Genomic DNA, 743 nt, shown 5'->3' with positions numbered 1-743 from the left:
GTTGCAGAAATAACAATATTACCGCCTAAAGCCGTTACACCTTTGACCGCTTCGGTTATTGATAATAACGTGCTGTTACGTTGGATTAATGCAACAACTAGCTTTGCTATTGAGGGTTATGAGATTCGCCGTGGTGACTCGCTAGATACGGCAACGGTTATCGGCACGGTAAAAAGTACTTTTACGACAGTGTTTGAAACTGAATCTGCAACTTATCGCTATTGGGTTGCTGGTGTTGATGTTCAAGGGAATACCGGCGAATACTCTTCAATCATTGCCAATGTTGATCAGCCGCCCGATTTTAACTTGCTGTCTAATCAGCTGTTAAATCTTAGCCTTGGAACAACGGTTAACCTAGTTAACGAGATTGTACCGGGCATAACTTGTGATGATGAGGATATTACTTGCGATAGTATCGAGGTTACTTGCGACTCAGATGACCAGCTAGCTTTAATCGGCCCTGCGAATACTTCCGAAACTTGGGACGAACATTTCAGAGCAATTCCTACATTCGTGCAGCCGCTTACAGTTGATGACGACACAGTAACGTGTGATAGCGAAGTAATAACGTGTGATGATGACTATCAAACTATCGGAGAGCTAACCACTGACTTTCCATACTACTTGCAGCCCACGCCATCAAGCGCAAGCCACGAACAAACGATTGATTTTGGCGGCGCTACTAATAAACCACGTTGGCCACGGCCAATCGGTGAAGCTAAGTCAAGTACTCGAGCGGTAAT

General features: G+C 44.7%; 1 protein-coding gene. It reads left to right on the top strand.

Translation table 11 applies throughout. From position 1 onward, the window contains the following. The coding region (locus V7783_RS21040) for a hypothetical protein (protein WP_335680386.1) at window positions 1–743 on the top strand (743 nt) is incomplete at both ends.

The sequence above is a fragment of the Pseudoalteromonas sp. genome (genome assembly GCF_036960685.1).
Lineage (GTDB): Bacteria > Pseudomonadota > Gammaproteobacteria > Enterobacterales > Alteromonadaceae > Pseudoalteromonas.
The sequence above is the reverse complement of the archived record's forward strand: the minus strand, read 5'-3'. Positions and strand labels throughout refer to the sequence as shown.